Origin of the sequence: Scytonema hankhaensis NUACC26 (assembly GCF_045865695.1) — a bacterium.
Taxonomy (GTDB): Bacteria; Cyanobacteriota; Cyanobacteriia; order Cyanobacteriales; family Nostocaceae; genus Scytonema.
In genome coordinates this window covers 38,301-56,707 of sequence record NZ_BAACAP010000183.1, presented here as the reverse complement: position 1 = coordinate 56,707, position 18,407 = coordinate 38,301, and the positions used below count along the sequence as shown (strand labels likewise).

The 18,407-nt window shown below is 41.4% G+C and carries 16 protein-coding genes; 4 read left to right on the top strand and 12 right to left on the bottom strand.

Annotated features, from left to right (window positions below):
* Window positions 1-100 precede the first annotated feature (100 nt).
* From ACKTT2_RS17865 to ACKTT2_RS17855, 3 genes are all read right to left on the bottom strand, one after another.
* On the bottom strand, window positions 101-3,583 hold the full coding sequence (locus ACKTT2_RS17865; protein ID WP_407889286.1) for a two-partner secretion domain-containing protein: 3,483 nt from the start codon (window positions 3,581-3,583) through the stop codon (window positions 101-103).
* Window positions 3,584-4,043: 460 nt separating this feature from the next.
* Window positions 4,044-4,382 carry a type II toxin-antitoxin system PemK/MazF family toxin gene (locus ACKTT2_RS17860; protein WP_407889284.1) on the bottom strand — a complete coding sequence of 113 codons (339 nt, stop codon included), beginning with the start codon at window positions 4,380-4,382 and terminating at the stop codon, window positions 4,044-4,046.
* Window positions 4,382-4,618: a hypothetical protein gene (locus ACKTT2_RS17855; protein ID WP_407889282.1), complete on the bottom strand. Its 237-nt coding sequence runs from the start codon at window positions 4,616-4,618 to the stop codon at window positions 4,382-4,384. Before ACKTT2_RS17855 ends, ACKTT2_RS17860 begins: the two co-directional genes overlap by 1 nt.
* A gap of 51 nt (window positions 4,619-4,669) precedes the next feature.
* Between ACKTT2_RS17855 and ACKTT2_RS17850 the strand changes: the two genes are divergently transcribed.
* A complete protein-coding gene (locus tag ACKTT2_RS17850; RefSeq protein WP_407889280.1) occupies window positions 4,670-4,825 on the top strand; it encodes a hypothetical protein in 156 nt (51 codons plus the stop codon).
* Between the two features lie 48 nt (window positions 4,826-4,873).
* Here ACKTT2_RS17850 and ACKTT2_RS17845 read toward each other — a convergent pair whose 3' ends face one another.
* Entirely contained in the window at window positions 4,874-6,208 is a 1,335-nt protein-coding gene (locus ACKTT2_RS17845; RefSeq protein ID WP_407889278.1) for a hypothetical protein, read from the bottom strand.
* A 141-nt stretch (window positions 6,209-6,349) separates the two neighbouring features.
* Between ACKTT2_RS17845 and ACKTT2_RS17840 the strand changes: the two genes are divergently transcribed.
* On the top strand, window positions 6,350-7,453 hold the full coding sequence (locus ACKTT2_RS17840) for an ImmA/IrrE family metallo-endopeptidase (protein ID WP_407889276.1): 1,104 nt from the start codon (window positions 6,350-6,352) through the stop codon (window positions 7,451-7,453).
* Window positions 7,440-7,955, top strand: coding sequence for a PIN domain-containing protein (locus ACKTT2_RS17835; protein ID WP_407889274.1), 516 nt, complete (start codon window positions 7,440-7,442; stop codon window positions 7,953-7,955). Before ACKTT2_RS17840 ends, ACKTT2_RS17835 begins: the two co-directional genes overlap by 14 nt.
* 114 nt (window positions 7,956-8,069) lie before the next feature.
* Here the strand turns inward: ACKTT2_RS17835 and pcrA are convergent, their stop codons facing one another.
* The 5 genes from pcrA to ACKTT2_RS17810 form a co-directional block, all read right to left on the bottom strand.
* Window positions 8,070-10,409, bottom strand: coding sequence for a DNA helicase PcrA (pcrA, locus tag ACKTT2_RS17830; RefSeq protein ID WP_407889272.1), 2,340 nt, complete (start codon window positions 10,407-10,409; stop codon window positions 8,070-8,072).
* 286 nt (window positions 10,410-10,695) lie between these two features.
* Window positions 10,696-10,884, bottom strand: coding sequence for a hypothetical protein (locus ACKTT2_RS17825; protein ID WP_407889270.1), 189 nt, complete (start codon window positions 10,882-10,884; stop codon window positions 10,696-10,698).
* Between the two features lie 489 nt (window positions 10,885-11,373).
* Entirely contained in the window at window positions 11,374-12,258 is an 885-nt protein-coding gene (locus tag ACKTT2_RS17820) for an RpnC/YadD family protein (RefSeq protein ID WP_407889268.1), read from the bottom strand.
* Between the two features lie 231 nt (window positions 12,259-12,489).
* Window positions 12,490-13,278, bottom strand: a complete 789-nt coding sequence (locus ACKTT2_RS17815) for a Tab2/Atab2 family RNA-binding protein (RefSeq protein ID WP_407889266.1) — start codon at window positions 13,276-13,278, stop codon at window positions 12,490-12,492.
* A gap of 6 nt (window positions 13,279-13,284) precedes the next feature.
* Window positions 13,285-14,028 (bottom strand): tetratricopeptide repeat protein, encoded by a 744-nt coding sequence (locus tag ACKTT2_RS17810; protein ID WP_407889264.1) that lies wholly within the window; start codon window positions 14,026-14,028, stop codon window positions 13,285-13,287.
* A gap of 370 nt (window positions 14,029-14,398) precedes the next feature.
* Here ACKTT2_RS17810 and ACKTT2_RS17805 point away from each other — a divergent pair, with 370 nt between their 5' ends.
* Window positions 14,399-15,757 (top strand): pentapeptide repeat-containing protein, encoded by a 1,359-nt coding sequence (locus ACKTT2_RS17805; RefSeq protein WP_407889262.1) that lies wholly within the window; start codon window positions 14,399-14,401, stop codon window positions 15,755-15,757.
* 45 nt (window positions 15,758-15,802) lie between these two features.
* Here the strand turns inward: ACKTT2_RS17805 and map are convergent, their stop codons facing one another.
* From map to ACKTT2_RS17790, 3 genes are all read right to left on the bottom strand, one after another.
* A complete protein-coding gene (gene map, locus ACKTT2_RS17800; protein ID WP_407889259.1) occupies window positions 15,803-16,585 on the bottom strand; it encodes a type I methionyl aminopeptidase in 783 nt (260 codons plus the stop codon).
* A 255-nt stretch (window positions 16,586-16,840) separates the two neighbouring features.
* Window positions 16,841-17,743 carry an acetylglutamate kinase gene (argB, locus tag ACKTT2_RS17795; protein ID WP_407889257.1) on the bottom strand — a complete coding sequence of 301 codons (903 nt, stop codon included), beginning with the start codon at window positions 17,741-17,743 and terminating at the stop codon, window positions 16,841-16,843.
* Window positions 17,744-17,823: 80 nt separating this feature from the next.
* Window positions 17,824-18,372, bottom strand: a complete 549-nt coding sequence (locus ACKTT2_RS17790) for a shikimate kinase (protein ID WP_407889255.1) — start codon at window positions 18,370-18,372, stop codon at window positions 17,824-17,826.
* Window positions 18,373-18,407: the final 35 nt, after the last annotated feature.

Below are 18,407 nucleotides of genomic sequence, written 5' to 3'. Positions count from 1 at the left end.
ATCAATCTCAGGGTTTGGGAGTAAGTATTGTTTCTTGTTAGGAAATCGCCAAATTAGTAGAAAAAAATAGACTTGCGATCGCTGTAGTTATTTCTTTTGACTACTGACACTCGCGACTCATGACCAATTTACCATCAGAGAGTCGATAAACTCCTTGAGGTTCGATGATAGGATCGCCTTTTTTCCAATGAAGTGATGTATTTTCATTTGTAATATTGCGGACATCACCTGTAGAATAATTTGACATTGATGCGTCACCAGGACGATTGGGTAAACCACCTGTACCTGTGATAGTGAAGCTGCTTTGTTGTTTTTCCTGACTGCGAACTATGCAGCTATTAGCAAGAAGTGCGTTGGTATCAATCAGGTTTTGCGAAAGTTCGGTGAGGCTGTTTTGAAGCGAACTGTTATCAGGAGAATTCACATCAACACTTCCCGATAAGCCGACTCCAGAAGTTGCTGTAATATAGTTAGAAACATCGCTGAGTTTAGTACCAACAAATACGCCTCGAGCATTAATTCTCACTCGACCACCGCGAGAATTATCAGAGTTGGCGCTGATGCGGCTATTTTCTGGAGCGATTAAGAATTTTGTCTTGATATTGATGTTACCACCAATGACATTTTCGCCACTAGCGTTGGTGGTGATACTGCTGTTGCGGCGAAGGGTCAAATTTTGGGTGTTGAGGTTGATGGTTGCTTGTTCTCGATTGGGATCTTTGTTAGGACTGCGCGTGTTGGCGTTGAGGGAGGCTTGATTGTCTAAGCGGATGGTGTCAGCGTTGATAGTCATAATACCCGCGTTACCCATTCCAAGACTTTCTACAGATACTTCTGCTCCTTCTATGAGTAATAACTGGTTGGTATTAATTGTTAAATCTCCTGCATTCCCAGTTGAGCTTCTTTTTGCAGAAGCAAACAAGGTACTGCTAAAGCGACCATCTACAGACGTGCCACTCATTTCTAATTTACCAGAGGCATTGATAGTTAAATTACCTCCCTTACCCGCACCAGATGTTCCAGCAGTAATAAATGCTCCATCGCGCACAAAAAAGTCTTTAGTGTTAACTGTCAAATCTCCAGCATTTCCAGTTGAGTCTTCAGTAGAAGAACCCAAGGCAGTACCAACAAGACCATCTACAGATCTACCAATCACTTCTACTTTATTTGAGGCATTGACACTTAAATTACCTCCCTTACCTGTACCAAATGTAGCAGTACTCACCTGTGCCCCATCACGCACTACTAAATCTTGAGTTTTAATTGTCAAATCTCCTCCATTCTTGGTTGATCTTATATCCGTCGAAGTAAACAATCCACTGGTTGCACGACCATCCGTAGACCTACCAATCACTTCCACTTTATTTGAAGCATTAACACTTAAATTACCTCCTTTTCCTCTTCCAAGCGTAGCAGTACTTACTTGTGCCCCATCCCGTACTGTTAAACTTTGAGTATTTATTTTCAAATCTCCTGCATCCCCAGTTGAAACTGAGTTAGCTTGAACATATATGCCACTGGCAACGCGACCATTCGAAGAGCTACCAATCACTTCCACTTTATTTGAGGCGTTGACAGTCAAATTTCCCCCCTTACCCGCACCAAAGGTACCAGCACCTACCTGTGCCCCACCCTGTATCAGTAAATTTTGAGTGTTTATCGTCAAATCGCCTCCCTTAGTCGCACCCAACGTATCAGTGCTGACCTGTGCCCCATCTCGCACAAGTACATTGTGAGCGTTAATTATTAAATCTCCTGCATCTCCGGTTAAACGTCCATTTGCACGAGTAAATAAGCCACTACCTACACGACCATCCACTGAGATACCAATTAATTCCAATTTATTAGAGGCATTAACAGTTAGATTTCCTCCCTTACCTGTACCAAATGTACCAGCACCCACCTGTGCCCCATCCCGTAGTACTAAATCTTGGGTTGTAATCGTTAGATTTCCTGCATCTCCGGTTGAACCTGAATTAGCTTGAGCAGATAAACTACTGGTAGCACGACCATTTAAAGACTTCCCAATAACTTCTACTTGATTAGAAGCGTCAACAGTTAAATCACCTCCTTTACCTGCACCAAATGTACCTGCACCAATCTGTGCTCCATCGCGCACGAGTAAGTTTTTGGTCGTAATCGTCAAATCTCCACCGTTTCCAGTTGAGCTTCTTTCTGCAGAAGCAGATAAAGCACTGATAAAACTTCCGTCTGCAGAATTACTAATCAGTTGAATACTGTTTGCAGCATTAACAGTTAAATTACCCCCTTTGCCTGCACCGAATGTGGTTGCATTTATCTGTGCCCCGTTGTAAACAAGTAAGTCTTTAGTCGTAATCCTTAAGTCCCCTGCATCCCCAATTTTAGGGCTGTCAGTAGAAACAAATAAACCACTACTAGCACGACCATCCACCGATCTACCAATCAGTTCTACTTTATTGAAGGCGTTAACATTTAAATTACCTCCTTTACCTGCACTAGATGTCCTAACACTAAGCTGTGCGCCATCTTGCACAAGTAAGTCTTTGGTACGGATTGTCAAATCTCCTCCTTTACCAATAGCATTGGCAAGTACAGCATTTCTTATCTGGCTTCCTTGTCCTACTTTGACTTGTTCCGTCGCATGTAGGGTAATATCTCCTGCAACAGTATCAGGCGTTCCCAAACCTGAAAGAAGACCAGAAAAAATGCTACTACTTCCCAAAATATCTATATTCCTTGCATTAAATGCAATATCACCGCCACCAGCACCTAATACAAATACAGTTGCTTGATGAGTCAGTGAAATATCTCCTCGCATTACATTATCTGGAAATTTCAAACTTAAATTATTGCCATTCACATCTAGCTCCACCCTACCAGGTTCCGCTAAACCTCCTAATTCAACACGTCCACCAGGAGCAAATAATGTTCCACCATTCATGCTGACGCTACCGCCAACAAGTAGTAAACTTCTACCTTCAGCGACGTTTAACCCTGTTGTTGAAGCATTATTTTGAATAGCTGCATTTCGATTAATCTGATTAAACAAAATCGCTGAAGGATTAATTGTCAACAAAGCTGGTGCTTGGGGATTTGTCGCACTAAATAATCCTTGAAAACCAAACTGGATTTCGTTTGCAGTCGTTCCTACAAAGGAACCTTGCACATCTAAGCTCGCATTTTCCCCAAATATAATCCCATAAGGATTTATTAGGAATAAATTAGGCTGCGAGTTACCAGAAGTCCCCAACGTACCTAAAATCTCAGAGCGATTTCTACCTGTGACTCGTGCCAGAATATTTTGGATACCTGCACTAGGATTGAAAAAATAAGCTTCCCTACCCTCACTGACGTTAAATTCTCTGAAACTATGAAACAAGTTAATTCCACGAGTTGCACCACCAGTAATCAACTCAAGCGGTTGTCCCTGAAAATTTTGTATGATTTGAGATGATTCAGTGCCGAGCGTCTCATCTGCTTGGATATTACTGGGAGTGCTCTGAGGCAAAGCTTTGTCAGTGAAGCTACTTAGCCATATTGTTGTTAAAAAAAATCCTACAAATCTTAACTGCCAACAACTCAACCAGTATTTTGTTTTCATTAGACTCACTCCCGATATATACGGAGTATCTAATGACTTGGCATGAAAAAGCAATAATATTTGTGATGGAAATTTACCATTATCTCAGAGGTTGTTTAAAAAGTCACAATTAATACAGCCTTGGCAATTGGAAATCGCGGCTATACAAGCAAAACCCACCTACGTGGTTTATAATATCTTGATTTTCCGTTAGTCCGCGTAGGCGGACTTAGTTTGTATAGTAGCTCATTATATGAGGCCAAAACTTTTCAAACATCCTCTCAGGATTTGCGATACGGCAGTAAGCGCCGTAATCGCTCGCTTATCGCTTCGGCGCAAGCTTTATCCAGCTTATCGCATCGGAACTTGAGAGCGATCGCGTGCCAAACCTTAGTAAGTTCGTCACCTTATTATTTCTTGTAATCAATAATGCTGTAAAACTCTGCCCAAACATAGGGTAAACGATAGCCGATATGTGCTACTAAAGATACAAGATTGTTCGTAATCCTTCATCTACTTCTTCCTGTAAATATGTTGGTAGTGCTCCAACACGTTCTATCAAAAACGTTTTATCAATAGTAAAAATTTGAGACACATTAGCTACAGAATCTTTGGGTAAACCTGTAGCGTCACACGGTAAAAAGACATTTCCTGGGGCATCACTCAACCGAATGTTAGAAGTAATAATTACAACAATAATAGTTCTGATACGACTTTGAGTAAAGGTATCATCTTGAACAACTAAAACCGGACGACGATACCCAGGCTCAGAACCGGCTGGATCGGGCAAATTTGCCCACCAAATTTCTCCACGATACATTACCAATCCTCACATGGCAGTGACATAAATTGCATTTTTGCCAGAACTGGATCTAGTTCAGAGGACTCTTCAGAATAAACATGATTTAATTTATTCAAAGTTTGATTGCGGTTGTATTTCCGTAAATATGCTATTAATGCCTTAGTATAAAGTTCACTACGTGATAACCCTAACTGTCCAGCCAGTGCTTCTGCCTCTTCAAACACTGAATCTGGAAGTGAAATTGCAGTTTTCATAGCTAGTCTTGCACTTGGTTACTACACATCCAGTTATACCCTAGTTACACCATGACGGCAATCATTCTCGAAACTAAAACCTTACAGCAGAATGTAACACCACATAGTCAACCAGAAACAAATCTTTACCCAATGAGTGGGAAAGTAGTCCGTTATGATGACCCAACAGAACCTATCGCTTTGGAAGATTGGGAAGTTTTGCAATGATTGTACTTGACATGCATATTTGGGTTTAGTGGGTTGACAGTAACAAAATCAGTCATTTTGACACTCTCGACTCATCACCAATTTCCCATCAGAGAGTCGATAAACTCCTTGAGGTTCGATGATAGGGTCGCCTTTTTTCCAATGAGGTGATGTATTTTCATTTGTAATATTGCGAACATCACCTGTAGAATAATTTGACATTGATGCGTCACCAGGACGATTGGGTAAACCACCTGTACCTGTAATAGTGAAACTGCTTTGTTGTTTTTCCTGACTGCGAACTATGCAGCTATTGGCAAGAAGTGCGTTGGTATCAATCACGTTTTGAGAAAGTTCAGTGAGACTGTTTTGAAGCGAACTGTTATCAGGGGAATTAATATCAACACTTCCCGATAAACCAAAGTCTGAACTCGCAGTAATATCATTTGTTTTGTCTGATGGTTGGGGACGCGCTTCAATACCGAAAATTCCTTGTGCATTGATGTTGATATTACCACCTGTACCCGTGAAGGCATTTGCTGTGATGTCAGTATTTTCATTAGGTACAGCGATGAGGAAGGGAGTATTAATGGTGATGTTACCGCCATCACCACCAGCCTGGGCTGTACCTGCAGTTGCAGAAATTTGGCTACCGCGACGCATGAGTAGATAATTTTGGGCGGTAAGGTTAATGTTTCCACCTTGAGTGCTACCGGTTTGAGCAGAAATTGAAGCTCGATCGTCAAGAGTGAGAATCCCTGCTTCTACCGTAATATTACCTGCATTACCTGAACCAAGGCTATTGACTGATACTTTTGTACCATTTCGGATAGTCATGTTGGGAGGGTCTATAAATATACTACCTCCTTGTCCGGTAGAGCCAGCAGTGGTATTGGCAAAGATTCCACTTGCAGCTCCTTCGTTACCAATAACATCACTTACTGTGTCTGTAGAGCCAGTATTTTTGATGCCTTCAGCAACGCGATTTAGTCGTTGAGCAAAATTTGGGTCGTTACTAGCAATGGTAATATTATCTTTAATATTTAGTCTAATACTACCAGCGTTTCCACTACCACGGGTATTTGTAATCACCTGTCCGCCAGTCAAAACTTCAAATGTATTGGCGTTTATTGTAATGTCACCACCCTTACTGTCGTTAAAGGTGCTGGCGATAACGTTTGCACCATCTGTTACTCGAAAGTTACCTGTAGTTACTACAATGTTACCAGCATCGCCGGATGCTCCTCTTTCTGTTAGGGTAGCTAAACCACTGGAATAGCCTAATAAATTACTACCTGATATTGTCACAGAATCAGAAGCATTGATGCAAAGATCGCCCGCTTTTCCTCTACCACCAGGAATATTTCCAAATTGTCTAAAAACAGCAGTCGAAAAAAGATACAAGATTGTTCGTAATCCTTATTCCAACTAATGTCAAACCGCTTTGACATTTTCTGTTAAAATAGAGTAAATCTGTGTCAAAAACTTTGACATAATTTTCTATACCTCCCCAAACACCTCTAGCGATTCAAGGGTCAATCAGCCATGAAAGAGGTCATCGCTACCAACCTGATCCGCTACCGTAAAAGTTTGAGCTTGTCTCAAGAACAACTTGCAGAACAAGCCGGGGTAACTCGCCAGAGCATCAACAACTACGAGAACGCCAAAACCCTACCAGACAGCAAAACCCTTTCTGCTCTGGCTCGTGTTTTAGGCGTTACACTTGATGATTTGTTACGCTCTCAAAGCGTATGTTTACCCAACTTCCGGTTCCGCGCTCATGCATCTTTTGGCAAAAAACCCCAGTTTGCAACCCAAGTTTTACGAATATTGCAAACCTACAATGCTCTAGAACAAGCTGTTGGCTTTCCGACCTATACCCCAGAAAGCACACCCTGTCACCAAGTTGAAGGCAATCAAAAGCGCATTCAAGAAATTGCCGCTTTGTTTCGTCATCGTTTGGGATTGGGAGATGCACCCATTGTCAACCTGTTTCAATCTGTGGATGAAATTGGTTTAAAAGTTATACGCCAGTCAATTCCAATTAAAGATTTCTTTGGTCTAAGTGCCTGTAGTGAAACTGAGGGTGCTTTTGTTTTAGTAAATACAGATAGTATAACTATTGAACGTCAGTTGTTTACTTTGGCTCATGAAATTGGACATCTTATTTTCCACCGGGTAGAGTACCAAGACACTTTAGTTGAGGAGGGAACTAAAGAAGAAGAAAAAGCACGAGAGCAGGTTGCCAATTATTTTGCCAGTCATCTACTGGTTCCCCAAGCTGAATTTGAACGGATGTATGCCCAAACTAAGAATATTCTTGAACTCAAACGACATTTTAGAGTGAGTTATCAAGTCATATTGCGCCGGTTATCAGACATGGAAGTCATCGACTTAGCAAAAGAGACAGCCAAAATTCGTACAATTTATAAACAGCAAAATAATGGTGCATCTCTGCATGAGGTAATGGAATTACCACCAGAGCTTGAGCCAAAGGAATTTCTAGAAAATGAACGCTATGAATGTTTGATTTGGAATACTTTAAAATTGGGCAAAATTTCGGAAATGAAGGCAGCCGAACTTCTCAATCTAACTGTCGAAGGACTGCGGATGCAGCGTCGAGAAAGAGAGGTTTATGCAGTTGCTTAATGGCACAATTCTTGATGCAACCGCACTAATTGATTTTTGCTGGCTAGACGAGTGGGGATGGTTACAAAAGCACTACAGCCCTTTATATATTGCCCAAGAAGTTTTGGATTCAGATCGACTGGAACTTCCCACTCGTGAAGCCGCAAAAACTTACCTAACAGCGCTTAATCTCTCAACAGAGGAAATGTTCGCCAGTTTTATAGAATTTGGAGCTAGACAACCGTTGTTGAGTGACGCAGACCGATCTACAATTGCTATTGCCCGTCATCAGTTGCTTATTTGTGCCAGTGATGACGGGCTAGTTACTGAAACTTGTAAAGCATACAACATTGCCTATACCAGGACACTGCGATTATTCGGTGAGATGGTAGAAACTAAACACAAAACAGTCATAGAGGTGATGACAATGGCTGATACATTAATCAAGGAGCGAGGTAAACACATTTCTCCCAAGGTTTTTACAGATTGGACAGCAAGTTTAAAGAAGTATGGCACGAGCTAACAAATTAAAAAATAGTCATGGGCGCACGATCGCCACTTAGGCAAATTTTATCTGCGTCCATCAGCGTGCATCTGCGGTTAATAATTAATTTCTTAAACTTTTGCAACAAGCCCATTAATCAGCCCTTTGTAACTGAGCTACTTTAGGATCGATAATTTTTTGCCCCAAATTAGCAAACTTAATAGCCAATGAAACCTTACTACTAGAACCAAAAATATGAGTAATTTCCCCAATACCAAAAGTTTTGTGAAGAACCCGATCGCCCACCTGCCAATTTTCCGTCACTTCCTTTTTCCCACGGGCTGCACTCTGTTGTAAATTAGCACTCGCACGTTGAATATAAGCCATTTGACTTTTACGTTGAGACGCCATCAGTTCTTCAGGCAATTCATCCAGAAACTGCGATCGCAAAGCAGGTTCCCTCGATCCATACAAACGACGTTCCCTCGCATAAGTCAAATACAACCGTTCTTGAGCGCGAGTAATTCCGACATAACACAGACGGCGTTCTTCCTCCAATGCGGCGGGATCGTTCATAGAACGGTAGTTAGGAAATAACCCCTGCTCCAAACCCACCAAAAACACCACCGGAAATTCCAAACCTTTAGAAGCGTGTAAAGTCAGCAAAGAAACTGCTGTTTCTCCTTCCTTCAAATTATCCAAATCGGAACTCAAAGCAGTACTTGAAAGGAACGATTGTAGCGACACATCATCGTTTTCTTCCTGAAATTGCAGTACGGCATTAAACAATTCTTGGACGTTTTGCACCCTATCTTCTGCTTCATCTGTCCCTTGAGACATCAAGTCTTGGATGTAACCCGAACCGTCAAGAACTCCTTGTACAACTTCTGAAACAGGAACCTTATCCAATTGTTCTTGCCATTGACGAATCAAATCCGCAAAGCCATTAACAGCTTTAGCAGAACGTCCAGCTAATGTATTAACTGATGTCTCATCGCTCAGTATTTCCCACAAAGTCGTGCCTAATTCTTGAGATGCTTTGACCAAGGAATCCACCGTAGCTTTACCAATACCGCGCCGGGGAGTGTTGATAACTCGTAATAAACTCACAGTATCCGAAGGGTTCGCGATCGCACGTAAGTAAGCCAAGACATCCTTGATTTCTTTGCGATCGTAAAACTTAATTCCTCCCACCACCGTGTAAGGAATATTATTCCGAACCAATAATTCTTCAAACGGGCGTGATTGAGCGTTAGTACGGTAAAGAACAGCAAAACTACCCCAGTTCAACTCAGGGTGTTGGTGTTCCAAAGTCTGAATTTGATTGATAACAAATTGAGCTTCCACAAGCTCATCATCAGCTTTGTGACAATAAATTTCTTCCCCCGCACCGCGTGTAGCCCTAAGAATTTTATCAATTCTCTGGGTGTTATTCTCAATCAAATGGTTTGCTGCTTCTAAGATATTTTCACAAGAACGATAGTTTTCCTCTAGCTTTACCATCGTTCTGGTATCTTCATCTGGTAAGCCATCACCAAAATCTTGCTGAAATTCCAACAAAATAGTAAAGTCAGCCATCCTAAAAGAATAGATTGACTGATCCGCATCACCTACTACAAAAACAGAGCGGTTTGTCCAGTCCCATTCACTCTTTTCCAGTTCCCCATTTGTCGCTAATAACCGAATCAAATTGTACTGAGTCCGGTTAGTATCCTGATACTCATCCACCAAAATGTGGCGAAACTTGTTATGCCAATAACCCAAAACTTGCTCGTTTTGCTCAAACAATTTTACAGGAACTAAAATCAGGTCATCAAAATCAAGAGCATTGTTTTCCGCAAGTCGATTTTGATAAGCAGTATAAACCTCTGCAATAACCCTTCCCCGATAATTAGGCTGTTCTCTTTCAAATTCTTGAGGTGATAAACCCTGGTTTTTCGCATTACTGATAGCATAGCGGACAGAACGAGGTTCAAATTTCTTATCATCCAAGCTCAGTTGTTTAGTCACAATGTCTTTGATAAGACTTTGAACATCAGACTCGTCAAAGATAGAAAAATTCTGAGTCCAACGCCGTCCTTTTTCATCCTCATACTTTCCGATATCAAAACGAAGAATCCGCGAACATAAACTGTGGAAAGTACCGCACCACAAATGCTTAACAGTTTTTTTCCAAACTTTTGATTCAAGTTTCGTTTGTTCGTATTCTGGCAGCAAATCAAACCGTTCGCCGTACTCCATCATAGCCAACTGCTCGGCAAACAGCTTTTTAATCCGTTCTTTCATCTCCCGTGCGGCTTTGTTCGTGAAGGTAACCGACAAGATATTCTCCGGATCGACACGGTGATGGGAAATCAAATTAGCAATGCGATAAGTCAACGCTCGTGTTTTACCAGACCCCGCACCAGCAACAACTAGTAAGGGACCGCAAAAATGTTCTACAGCGCGGCGTTGACTTGGATTGAGGTGAGTGAGAAAGTCAGTTGTTGACATGGGATAACAGTGAGCAGTGAGCAGTGAGCAGTAACCGTAGGTTGGGTTGAGGAACGAAACCCAACATAACCCAATGACCAGTGACCAGTGAATGGTTACATTAATAAATAGTAGCTTCTACAAGGGCTACTCAAGCCAAACGATAAGTAGGTAGGCGGAAATCAGCAGAACTACGTTACAAAATGTAAATAAATCTGAAACCCTTACCAATGACAAATGACTATTGACAAATGACGATCCTGACTCGTTAACTTTAATTGTGCCGACTTGCTGAGTTAATTAAAAGTTAACGACGGCGAATTGCGGATAAAATCCCCGAACCTATCGACAGCAGTACCAAACCCCAAATTGCTTCTTTGGGAATGTTCTTGACCACTCCAAAAGCTTGTAGGAGAAGAATTATAGCTAAAACTACTAACAAAATACCCGTAATATACAAGAAAATGCTGATACCAAGACTGGGTGGTCTAGTCACAAACTTTACTCCTCACAACCGAAATATAAATATTCGTGCATCTGCTTTTTGATGCAATCTAAATATTAACGTACCTATAGGAATCATAAATGATTTGTAAAAAAAATCTAATTACTGTAGGGTGGGCATTCCTAGCCCTGTCAAGATGGATAAAAACTCCAGAAAATTAATAGCTCTCTCTCTTCTTACCTCTACGTACTCTGCGTACTCTGCGGTTCAAAAATTATTTATTTAACCACAGAGGGCGCACCAGAGCGCAGAGAAAAAAGATGAGGATTTGATATCCTTCCTGCCAGACTCAGACGTAAAAGAGTAGGGTAAAAATTGCTAAATTTACATTTTGATAGCTAATGACATCCTTCTTACCAAATTCAGATGTAAAAGAGTAGGTTGAAAATTGCTAAGTTTTCATTTTGATAGCTAATTTTCAACCTACGAAAATTATTAATTTTATTACATCGAAGGAAGTATTTTAGCTCCGCTTTGCAGTCAATTTACAGAGCGAGCATCGTTCAAAAATTGTTGAAACTCATCAAATGTATTGACAGTAGCTGCTTGTAACAACAATTGTTTTAACAATTGTAAATCAGAAGTATTATTTAAAGCTTCTATCAACTCTAAAGGTAATTCTCCGAGTCGTAGACCTAAAATTGCTATCACTGATTCACGAGCATTTTGTAAAGCGCCACGTTCCATACTTCTCAATTCCATATTGCTCATTAAAGGCATTTTTCTTTCCTCCTCATAACGATTTAATTTTTCTTCAAAACTTTGCTGTAACTCTTGCGGTAGCTTCATCATCTGGTCAATCATTTGCAAAAGCTTGATAATCGCCTCTCTCTGATAACCTCGCTCATAGAGTCCCCGAACTATTCTCCACTTCCATTGCTCTCTTTCTTCAAGGTTACTTGTTGTCGCTTTAGTTTTTAAGTGTGCCATGACTATAATGGCAAATAGATGATCGCTTTGCTCTAGCTCTTCCCACTGTGCTTGATAGTCTAATAATTTAACGATGGGAAACTTTAAGCTGACTTCACAACCGCCAAGGGAATAACCGTAGTAAGAAGGTCGCCAAGACGCTTGCTCATCTCCTAACACCGCTAAACTAATCACAGGGGATTGATACAAGTCGAATGCTCGGTAATTATAAATATACATTCTTCGAGCAAAGTTCGTCTGTTCTTGACTTTGCACCTCAACGTGTATCAATATCCAGGTTGGTTGCTTGTTGAATAGCCAAACCTGATATAACTTATCTGCAACACGCAAGCTAACATCAGACGCAGGTGTGATTTGTTGCAATTCTTTATCTAACGATTGCGGAGTTCGGCTCCAATCAATCAGAGCATGAACTTGTGGAAAGAAAAATTGCAAAAAAGGCTCAAAATACTCGGTGAGTGCTTCTTTCCAAGGGTTGTCGACCAGCAGCTTTGACTTCGCTCAAATTATTCTCCTTTGCTGTGGCTTTGACATATATTGCGTGTAGAAGCTGATAACCGTGCTATTTTTTATAGTACAGGAATACTCGATAAGAAATTATGAAGAGATAAAAAAGCGATCGCTTGTGGAGTGCGATCGCTTTTTTTCTTAACTAATTACTGGTTACTAGTCACTGAGTAACCAAAAACCCGTGTAAGTCATGCCAGAATCATCAGGTTGTACAACTAAAAAATGCAGTCCTCGACTTTCCTGCTTGCGTTGCGTGTAAACACGAGCAGCATTTGTAACTTCTTTATCTTCAAATGTGGCAACAATCCATCTATCGACTAAACCAGCTTCTAACACCAAGCCATCAGGTGTACCAGCAATGTAATTCAAAGCTATGGGATTGGCTTGTTGCAACCACTGCGCTAAACGCATGGATTGCCGTCCGCCATAAATAACGACTCCGGGAACGGGTACTGTTGATGCCAAGCCTAAATTGAGGGGTCGTAGATGCTCTGGCATTTCTAAAACGGGAATGGGACGATCGCTAAATGCATCTACGATTTCACCTGCAACAAGTGATGCAAAACGCCATTGTTCTCCCCATAAATTTTCTGGTAATGGTGCAGGGGGTGGTTTATCCAAAGCTGTAGGATACTGCTTTTCTTGCAACCACTGTTTTAATGCAAGAGTGTGGCGAGTTGGTTCTACAGTAATACCCAAAATCTTACCCGCCTGCTCAATGATGCTGAGGGATTGAGGGCGAAAAACTTGAATTACGTTTGGTAGTTTTTCTTTGGCTGCTTGCTGAAGTTGAGAAGCAACCCAGCTCGAATTTGCTTGTGCTTGCGGACAAGTAGCTTCATATTCAAAGCTGCGATTCGCATCACAAATCAGCATATACCATAAAACTTGCCCAGATGCATCTGGCTCTTGACATCGATAGAAATCAGCTTGCCAAATTTTCATCAATTTCTACTGGATGAATGCTTGATACTGCTTATCGCCACGAATCTTACCAAAATCTGGGTCAGTTTTTGCTAGTTTTTTGTACTTCCTAGGATAGAGCGCGAACGCTTTTTGCAAGTTTGCCACAGCTAGTTTAGCATCACTTTGCAAAGCGTAAGCACAAGCTTTGTTATAGTAGGCTTCGTGCTGGTTTGGCTGAATCGCAATTGCTTTATCGTAGGATGCTATGGCTTTTTTGTAGCGTTGTAGCTTTGTCAGAGCTATGCCTTTGTTAATCCATGCTTCGTGCTTATTTGATTTGATTGCGATCGCTTTGTCGTAAGATGCTATTGCTTCTTGATATCGCTTCAATCCACTTAAAACATTTCCTTTATTGAACCATGTTTCATGTTTGTTTGGTTGGATGGCAAGTGCTTTGTTGTAAGATGCTATTGCTTCTTGATGCTGATTTAACGAGTTGAAGGCATTACCTCTATTATTCCAAACTTCGGCACTTTTAGGTTTAATCGATATCGCTTTGTCGTAAGCTGCGATCGCGTCTTTGTAGCGTTGCGTGTTAAACCAGCTATTGCCTTGATTAAAATAATCCTCTGCCTGTCGATCGTGGTTTACTTCTGTCAACAGTTGGGAAACATTAACTTCTTGTATAGCTTGGTTGCTATATTGTCCTGATGATTTTGCATTGCCACAACCAAACAAGAAGAAAATTACGAATAAGCCAGTTACTTGAAACAAGCGCCTATGAACCATGCGTTAATAGATAACTCACAATTACAATCCTAGAACAAGATCAATTTATTAAAAAGTATAAAGCTGTACTGACTTTCTACAGAAAATCTTAAAAATCTTTTTCAAAAAGCCTTTTTACAAAACTATTTTGGAGAAATTTCTTGAGAGAAAGTTGTATTATATATTATATATAACCCTATAACTATTCTATTGGATTTGTCAAATATTATGTAGGGTGGGCAATGCCCACAGTAATAACTCTGGTGGGCATTGCCCACCAGAGTTATTACTGTGACCCTACTTCCTTACTACGGAGGTTGCTTTTAGTACGATATCGCGGCTAGGATGAAACCACTGTTAAACTGGGGCGTGCTAGTGCCAAAATATAAACATGTCGATTGAATCCAACTCCAACTCATCCAAGGCTCACTCACATGAACCCCTCTCAGAAGACATCCAACAGCCAGATGACTTTGAAGATGGGCGATGTGAAAATCCCTTGTTCCCCACAGAACTTGCTACCCAGCAGGCTTTAGCCGCAATTTCATCCCAACAATCTCCACAAAGAATATCCACGCTGCAACTACTACGTTCTTCTGTCAATGGACGCACTACTAACTTTGTAACAGTTAAACCAAGAGCACTGTTGCTTATACTCATATCGATCGCGATCGTTATTATTGGAATGACCATTAATAACTCAATTGTAGGTACTTGCGGAATCTTGATGGCTCTACTTCTATCTCTTGCGGTACTGTTACCAGCAGTTGAAACTGCTATAAAACAGTGGTTTTCAGCACAAGAGCGAGCCATATTTATTGCGTTTTTGGGAGTAGTGGCAGCGACTGTTGGTACAATCAAGTTTAGCGGATTTGGCGATCGCCTTCTGGCTTGGGGACGCAAAGTTAACTGGGAAGCTTCCGGGACACTAGCAGAATGGTTTGGTGCATTGGGACAAATTCTCATCGCCATTATCGCAGTTTATGTTGCTTGGCGACAGTACGTAATTTCCAAAGACCTGACGATTCAACAGAATTTTCTTACAATTCAACAAAACATCATTACTCAACAGCAGACAATTGACTCATATTTCCAAGGTATTTCTGACCTAGTATTAGACGAAGAAGGATTATTAGAAGATTGGCCTCAAGAAAGAGCGATCGCAGAAGGTAGAACTGCTGCCATATTAAGCAGTGTTGATGGAAGCGGTAAAGCAAAAATCCTGCGCTTTCTCTCAAGGTCTAGACTGCTAACTCCTTTGAAACGCGATCGTCGATTGGGTAGACCGATTCTCAATGGTACAGGTGGTTATGCTGAAGACCGTGTTGAGGGCGTGCGCGTTATCGATTTGGGCGTCATGCTTGCTGGCGCAGACCTAGCTGACACGGATTTGCGCTGGACTGACTTATCTGAAGTCAATTTTGTTCGCGCTAATCTCAGTCGTTGCGATTTGGTAAAAGCCAACCTATCCCGCGCTATCTTATTTGAAACCAATTTAATTGGTGCTGACCTCAATGGAACTCGCCTATTCTATGGTTCTGTTGAGAAAGCATCACCCCGCAGCCGCACCGAACCACCAGATTATGAAACAGGCGAGTATACTGGTGCGGTTGTAGAAGATGCTGATTTCACCGACGCTCAACGCATATCTGAATCTGCACGATACTATTGCTGCGCTTGGGGTGGCGAAAAAACAAGAAAGACTATCCCCGGTGGTTGTGAAGGAATTCCAAATAAACTAAATAATTAGTTGTCATTGGTCACTGGTCACTGGTCACTGGTTACTGGTCACTGATTAAGAAAACACTTCTCCTTCAGGTAAAGTGAGTACTTCAAAACCGTCTGCCGTCACTGCTATGGTATGCTCGCATTGAGCGCTCAACTTGCGATCGCGTGTCAATGCAGTCCAGCCATCGCTTAAAACTTCCACTTCCCAGGTTCCTTCATTAATCATCGGTTCGATAGTAAAAACCATACCCTGTCTGAGACGTTTTCCTTTTCCACGAGTACCGTAGTGAGGAATTTCCGGTGCGGTATGGAAAATGTTACTGATACCATGTCCTACAAAGTCCCGCACCACGGAAAAACCTTGTGATTCTGCATACTCTTGAATAGCAGCTCCAATATCTCCGATGTAAGCTCCTGGTTTAACTTCCTTTATACCTCGGCGACGGCACTCTCTTGTAATCTCTACCAGCTTTTTAGCCATAGAGGAAGGTGTACCGACCAAAAAGGTCTCAGAAGTATCGCCGTGATAACCATCTACAATGAGTGTCACATCAATATTAATAATGTCTCCGTCGCGAAGAATTTGCTTGGCATTCGGAATACCATGACAAACGACTTCATTAATACTGGTACATATAGACTTGGGATAACCTTTATAACCAAGAGGGGCGCTTTTTGCTCCATGAGCTTGCGTCCAACGTTCTGCTTCATCATTGAGTTCCAGAGTGCTAACCCCTGGTTTAACCATTGGTTCGAGGTGACGCAAAAGCTGAGCGGCTAAGCGTCCAGCTTTACGCATTTTTTCTAGTTCTCTGCTAGATAATAAAACAATTGTTTTGCTGTTGTTCATAAAATTTAGTATAAAACACAGAGGAATTTTAAGTAGGGTGGGCACTGCCCACCAATCTCATGTGGTGGGCAATGCCCACCCTACTACGTATATTTCAAGAATCAAATAGAAGTTTTATAGCTATAGTAATCCTATCTGATTTCTGAAAAAATCTCAGTACCGTAGGGTGGGTACTGCCCACTAGTAATCTCATGTGGTGGGCAATGCCCTACCTACTACGTACAGTTCAAAAATTAAATAGAAGTTTTATAGCTATTAGCCGGTCATTTGAAGGTGAGAACCAACGATCATAGTTCCAATACCAACATCAGTAAAAATTTCTAGCAATAATGAGTGGGGATTGCGACCATCAATTATATGTGCTGCTTTCACTCCTTGTGCAAGAGAACGGACACAACAATTGACTTTTGGAATCATCCCACCACTGACTACACCTGTGGCGATGAGTTCTCTAGCTTCTTGAATGTCTACTTGAGGAATTAGAGTAGAAGGATCTTTGTAATCTTTCAAAATCCCCCGCGTATCAGTTAACAAAATTAACTTTTCAGCGCCTAATGCAGCAGCTATCTCTCCTGCTACAGTATCGGCATTGATATTATACGGCTGTCCTGTTTCGTCTGCTGCAACGCTGGACACTACCGGAATATACCCATTACTAACTAGTGTTTCCAAAATTTTTATATTGACACTGTTAACTTCTCCTACAAAGCCAATGCCTTCATCACCTTGAGGGCGAGCTTTGATTAGGTTACCATCTTTGCCACATAACCCTACTGCTGAACCACCCGCTTGATTGATCAAAGAGACAATTTCTTTATTGACTCGACCTACCAATACCATCTCTACAACATCCATTGTCGGAGCATCAGTCACTCGCAAACCATTTTTAAATTGAGCTTCGATTCCTAACTTATCCAACCAACTGTTTATCTCCGGTCCTCCACCGTGTACTAAGATTGGTCGTAAGCCAACACAAGATAAAAAGACAAGATCGCGAATCACTTTATCTTTGAGTTTGGTGTCTTTCATCGCTGCACCGCCATACTTAACAACTATGGTGCGACCAATGAATTGTTGAATGTATGGTAGTGCTTCGCTTAGCACTTGTACGCGGGTAGCTGCATCTTGCTTGATATACTCAGTTGGGCTGACTGTCATAGGTCGTTGGCTTGCAGTGACTGACGTTACATATAAATTTATATCGTGAAACTACTAGCTATACAAAAATTATATTATTCCTATGTATCTTCTGGTTTTAAAACACTAGGAATCTCATTTAGAACTCGTGTAGCAATTTGCTCTGGTGTTTGTCCTTCACTGACAGTAATTCTCAAATCGGCTTGTGAGTAAAGATGTTGTCTTTGTTCGAGGAGCGATCGCAGTTTCCCTTTGGGATCGCTATCTTGCAAAAGCGGTCTCGTTGTATCCTCTGCTAAACGAGCGTAGATAATCTCCACAGGTACATCTAGCCATACAATTAAGCCGTGGTGAAGGTAACTCCAGTTTTGCTGTTTGAGGACAATACCACCACCTGTGGCAATGACAAGCTTAGTAAAAGCACACACTTGTTCCAAAATTTGACTTTCCAATTTGCGAAACCCAACTTCTCCTTCATTTTGAAACAGTTGAGTTATAGATCTCCCACCAGCTGCTTTCTCAATTACCGTATCCGTATCTACGAAGCCATAACCTAAGTGCTGTGCTAGTACTTGTCCCACAGTAGATTTACCCGCCCCCATCATGCCAACCAAGTAGAGATTGACTCCTTTTAATAAGTTATTTGTCATTTGTCATTTGTCATTTGTCATTTGTTAATAGTAAT

Excerpts from the sequence above, each read along its gene's own strand:
- ACKTT2_RS17865 (WP_407889286.1), bottom strand. The coding sequence starts at position 3,583 with ATGAAAACAAAATACTGGTTGAGTTGTTGGCAGTTAAGATTTGTAGGA.
- ACKTT2_RS17860 (WP_407889284.1), bottom strand. The coding sequence starts at position 4,382 with ATGTATCGTGGAGAAATTTGGTGGGCAAATTTGCCCGATCCAGCCGGT.
- ACKTT2_RS17855 (WP_407889282.1), bottom strand. The coding sequence starts at position 4,618 with ATGAAAACTGCAATTTCACTTCCAGATTCAGTGTTTGAAGAGGCAGAA.
- ACKTT2_RS17850 (WP_407889280.1), top strand. The coding sequence starts at position 4,670 with ATGACGGCAATCATTCTCGAAACTAAAACCTTACAGCAGAATGTAACA.
- ACKTT2_RS17840 (WP_407889276.1), top strand. The coding sequence starts at position 6,350 with ATGAAAGAGGTCATCGCTACCAACCTGATCCGCTACCGTAAAAGTTTG.
- ACKTT2_RS17835 (WP_407889274.1), top strand. The coding sequence starts at position 7,440 with ATGCAGTTGCTTAATGGCACAATTCTTGATGCAACCGCACTAATTGAT.
- pcrA (WP_407889272.1), bottom strand. The coding sequence starts at position 10,409 with ATGTCAACAACTGACTTTCTCACTCACCTCAATCCAAGTCAACGCCGC.
- ACKTT2_RS17815 (WP_407889266.1), bottom strand. The coding sequence starts at position 13,278 with ATGAAAATTTGGCAAGCTGATTTCTATCGATGTCAAGAGCCAGATGCA.
- ACKTT2_RS17810 (WP_407889264.1), bottom strand. The coding sequence starts at position 14,028 with ATGGTTCATAGGCGCTTGTTTCAAGTAACTGGCTTATTCGTAATTTTC.
- ACKTT2_RS17805 (WP_407889262.1), top strand. The coding sequence starts at position 14,399 with ATGTCGATTGAATCCAACTCCAACTCATCCAAGGCTCACTCACATGAA.
- map (WP_407889259.1), bottom strand. The coding sequence starts at position 16,585 with ATGAACAACAGCAAAACAATTGTTTTATTATCTAGCAGAGAACTAGAA.
- argB (WP_407889257.1), bottom strand. The coding sequence starts at position 17,743 with ATGACAGTCAGCCCAACTGAGTATATCAAGCAAGATGCAGCTACCCGC.
- ACKTT2_RS17790 (WP_407889255.1), bottom strand. The coding sequence starts at position 18,372 with ATGACAAATAACTTATTAAAAGGAGTCAATCTCTACTTGGTTGGCATG.